This is a genomic window from Mesorhizobium sp. M7A.F.Ca.CA.004.04.2.1, from assembly GCF_004022825.1.
Classification (GTDB): domain Bacteria; phylum Pseudomonadota; class Alphaproteobacteria; order Rhizobiales; family Rhizobiaceae; genus Mesorhizobium.
Map to the genome: position 1 here is coordinate 1 of NZ_RZPH01000528.1, position 4,130 is coordinate 4,130.

General features: G+C 62.4%; 4 protein-coding genes. All 4 read right to left on the bottom strand.

The annotated features are described in order from the left end of the window. The coding region (locus EN893_RS21730) for an alpha-D-glucose phosphate-specific phosphoglucomutase (protein WP_128361765.1) at positions 1-1,022 on the bottom strand (1,022 nt) is incomplete at its 3' end. A gap of 3 nt (positions 1,023-1,025) precedes the next feature. Further along, the gene (glgA, locus tag EN893_RS21735) at positions 1,026-2,471 is read right to left on the bottom strand and encodes a glycogen synthase GlgA (RefSeq protein ID WP_127269989.1); all 1,446 of its coding nucleotides are present in this window, start codon (positions 2,469-2,471) and stop codon (positions 1,026-1,028) included. Between the two features lie 3 nt (positions 2,472-2,474). Continuing rightward, a complete protein-coding gene (glgC, locus tag EN893_RS21740; RefSeq protein ID WP_127273144.1) occupies positions 2,475-3,740 on the bottom strand; it encodes a glucose-1-phosphate adenylyltransferase in 1,266 nt (421 codons plus the stop codon). 35 nt (positions 3,741-3,775) lie between these two features. Next, positions 3,776-4,130, bottom strand: a 355-nt coding sequence (locus tag EN893_RS21745) for an alpha amylase C-terminal domain-containing protein (RefSeq protein WP_206640153.1), incomplete at its 5' end; no start/stop codon positions are given.

Below are 4,130 nucleotides of genomic sequence, written 5' to 3' on the forward strand. Positions count from 1 at the left end.
GTCTCATAGAGGGCGATGCCGAGTTTTTCAGCGACGCGGTCGGCAGCGCCACTGGTCGGCATCGAGCGGGCGATACCCTTCAAACCGGCCTTGTAGCCGGGCGCCAGGCGGGCATTGGCGGCGAGCATGGCAACTGAATCCGACGGGGTGACGAAAATGCCCTTGCCGATGATCAGATTGCGGTCGCCGTCGCCATCCGAGGCAGCGCCGAAATCCGGCGCGTCCGGTCCCATCATCTCGTCATAGAGGTGCTTGGCATGGACGAGGTTCGGATCCGGGTGATGGCCGCCGAAATCCGGCAGCGGCTTGAAATTGCGGCAGGTGCCGTTGGGCGCGCCAAGCCGGTTCTCCAGGATCTCCTTGGCGTAGGGGCCGGTCACCGCGTGCATGGCGTCGAAGCGCATGCGGAAGCCGGATTTGAACAGTTTGCGCAGGGCATCGAAATCGAACAGGCTTTCCATCAGTTCGGCATAGTCGGCGACCGGGTCGATGATCTCGACCGTCATGCCGGCGGCCTTGACCGTGCCTGTTGTGTCGATGTCGATCGGATCGATATCGGCGATCTTGAAGCTTGAGATTGTCTTGGTTTTCTCGAACATCGCGTCGGTCAGCTTTTCCGGCGCCGGGCCGCCATTGCCGGCATTGTACTTGATGCCGAAATCCTCATGCGGGCCGCCGGGATTATGGCTGGCCGACAGGATGATGCCGCCAAAGGTCTTGTACTTGCGGATGACATGCGAGGCGGCCGGCGTCGACAGGATGCCGCCCTGCCCGACCATCACCTTGCCGAAGCCGTTGGCGGCGGCCATGGCGATGGCCTTCTGGATGACCTCGCGATTGTAGAACCGGCCGTCACCGCCAATCACCAGGGTCTTGCCCTTGAAACCGTCGAGCGCGTCGAAGATCGACTGGATGAAATTCTCGGCATAGTGCTCCTGCTGAAAGACAGGCACCTTCTTGCGCAGGCCCGACGTGCCGGGCCTCTGGTCGGAATAAGGCTTGGTGGGGACGGTCCGTATCATGCTTCAGGCAACCCTTTTCGAAAGTAGCGAGCGATAGAGTTCGACATATTTTTCGGCGCTCTTGTCCCACGACACATCGGCCTTCATGCCCTGGCGCTGCAGCGATTCCCAGACCGTCGGACTGGCATGGGCGTCGACGAGGCGGCGGATGGCGTGCAGCAAGGCACCGCCATTGTTGGGCGCGAACTGGAGGCCGGTGGCGACACCGGCAGAGACGGCGGCCTCATTGGCGTCGATGACCGTATCGGCGAGGCCCCCGGTGCGCGCGACCACCGGCACGCAGCCATAGCGCAGGCCGTAAAGCTGCGTCAGCCCGCACGGTTCGAAGCGCGAGGGGATGACGATGGCGTCACAGCCACCCTGCATGATGTGCGACAGCCCCTCATCGTAGCCGACGACCACACCGATACGGCCGCGATGCCGGGCGGCAGCGGCAAGCAGCGCGCCTTCGAGACCAGCATCGCCCGATCCTAGGATGGCCAGCCGCGCGCCAGTGGCAACGATGCCGTCGATCACCAGCGCCAGTATGTCCATCCCCTTCTGCCAGGTCAGCCGGCTGACCACGCAGACGATCGGGCTGTCGTCACGCTCAAGACTGAAGCGGTCCTCCACGGCAGTCCTGTTGGGCGCGCGCGCCTTCAGTGTGCTCGCCTTGTAGGGGGATACCAGATGCTTGTCGGTTTCCGGATCCCAGATGCCGGTGTCGATGCCGTTGACGATGCCATAGAGATCGCTGGAGCGCATGTTGATGAGGCCGTCGAGACCCATGCCGAATTCCGCCGAGCGGATCTCCTGCGCGTAGGTCGGGCTGACCGTGGTGATCGCCCAGGCGGCCTGCAGGCCAGCCTTGAGGAAGCCGACACCACCATAATATTCGACGCCGTCGAGCGCCATCGCCGCCGCCGGCAAGCCGAGTTCACCGAAGATGCCGGCGCCGAACTGGCCCTGGAAGGCGAGATTGTGGACGGTCATCATCGAGGGAATGCCAACTGCCTTGCCGTAGCGCATGTAGGCCAGGGTCATCGCAGACTGCCAGTCATGGGCATGGACGATGTCGGGCTGGTAGCCCGAGATGGCGCCGCCGGCGATATCGCCGCCGACCTGGCTTAGTGCTGCGAAGCGCCGCCAGTTGTCTGGCCAGTCCACGCCGGTGGCATTGCCGTAGGGACCGCCGGGACGGTCGAACAGATGCGGCGCATCGAGCACGAACAGTTCGAGCCCGGCGAGTTGGACTGAATGGACGGAGGCCTTGCCGCCCTGCAGCAAGGGATATTGCAGAACCGCCCGCTTCTTCTTGAAGGCGGCCATGACGGTCGGAAAGCCCGGGATGAGCGTGCGCACGGTCACGCCCTTGGCCGCCAAGGCGATGGGCAGCGCGCCGGTCACGTCGGCAAGCCCTCCGGTCTTGATCAGCGGAAAGATCTCGGGCGTGACCGACAGAACCTGCATGCGTTAGAGCCCTAACTTGTCGATCATGTCCTGCGTGACCAGGCAGATGCCCTTTTCGGAAACGCGGAAGCGCTTGGCGTCGAGAATAGGATCTTCGCCGACCACCAGCCCTTCCGGTATCCTAACACCATGGTCGATGACCACGCGCTTCAACTTTGCGTTCCGGCCGACATGAACGTCGGGCAGCATGACGACTTCTTCCAGCGTCGAATAGGAATTGATGCGCGCGCCGGTGAAGATCAGGCTTTTTTTCAGCGAAGCCCCCGAGACGATGCAATCGCCCGAGACAAGCGAAGACACAGCCGAACCGCGGCGGCCATCCTCGTCATGCACGAACTTTGCCGGCGGCTTCAATTCGGCATAGGTCCAGATCGGCCAGTCGCGGTCGTAGAGATCGAGCTCGGGCGTGATATCGGTCAGGTCGATATTGGCTTCCCAATAGGCATCGACCGTTCCGACGTCGCGCCAGTAGGCTTCGTTCTCGGCGGTCGAGCGGACGCAGGATTTAGCGAAGCGATGCGCGATCGCCTTACCGTGCTGGACGATATAGGGGATGATGTCCTTGCCGAAGTCGCGGCTTGAGCCCGCCTCGGCCGCATCGCGGCGCAACTGCTCCATCAGGAATTTGGTCTTGAAGACGTAGATGCCCATCGAAGCCAGCGCGAATTCCGGCTTATCGGGAATGCCGGGCGGATCGGCGGGTTTTTCGACGAAGGCGATGATGTTGTCCTTGGCATCGACATGCATGACGCCGAAGCCGGTGGCTTCCATGCGCGGCACTTCGAGGCAGCCGACGGTGACGTCGGCATTGGCGTCGACGTGCTGGCGAAGCATCATCTCGTAGTCCATCTTGTAGATGTGGTCGCCGGCCAGGATGACCATGTATTCGGGGCCGTAGGCCTCAATGATGTCGATGTTCTGATAGACGGCATCGGCGGTGCCTTCATACCACTGCGTTTCCGAGACGCGCTGGCTGGCCGGCAGGATGTCGAAACTCTCGTTTCGTTCAGGGCGCAGGAAGTTCCAGCCGCGCTGCAGATGGCGGATCAGCGAATGTGCCTTGTACTGGGTGGCGACGCCGAGGCGTCGAATGCCGGAGTTAAGCGCGTTGGAGAGCGCGAAATCGATGATGCGCGTCTTGCCGCCGAAATAGACGGCCGGCTTGGCACGCCGATCGGTCAGTTCCTTGAGGCGGCTCCCACGGCCGCCGGCCAATACATAGGCCATGGCATCGCGCGCCAGCGGCTGGGTCCGTTTCAAGTCTGCCATTTCTACCCTCCCAAGTTACTCGATATCGACATGGCTCAGTCGGCAACGAGTTCAAGCATGATCGTCGACAGCGGCGGCAAAAGCATCGTCGCTGAGATGTTTCCTCCCTCCGCCCGCGCCTCGACCATGCCGCCATTGCCCTTGCCGGAACCGCCATATTCCGAAGCGTCGGTGTTGATGATCTCGCGCCATTTGCCTGATTTCGGCAACGGCACGCGATAATTGTCACGCGGCACCGGCGTGAAATTGGAAATGACGGCCACCGGGCTGCCGCCCGGTGCGCTGCGCAGCCAGGCAAAAACCGAATTCTGGCTGTCATCGACGATCAGCCAGGAAAACCCTTCCGGCTCACAATCACGGCCATGCAGTGCCGGGCGCGAACGGTAGAGA

Coding starts and splice junctions, on each gene's coding strand:
- glgC (WP_127273144.1), bottom strand. CDS start 3,740: ATGGCAGACTTGAAACGGACCCAGCCGCTGGCGCGCGATGCCATGGCC.
- glgA (WP_127269989.1), bottom strand. CDS start 2,471: ATGCAGGTTCTGTCGGTCACGCCCGAGATCTTTCCGCTGATCAAGACC.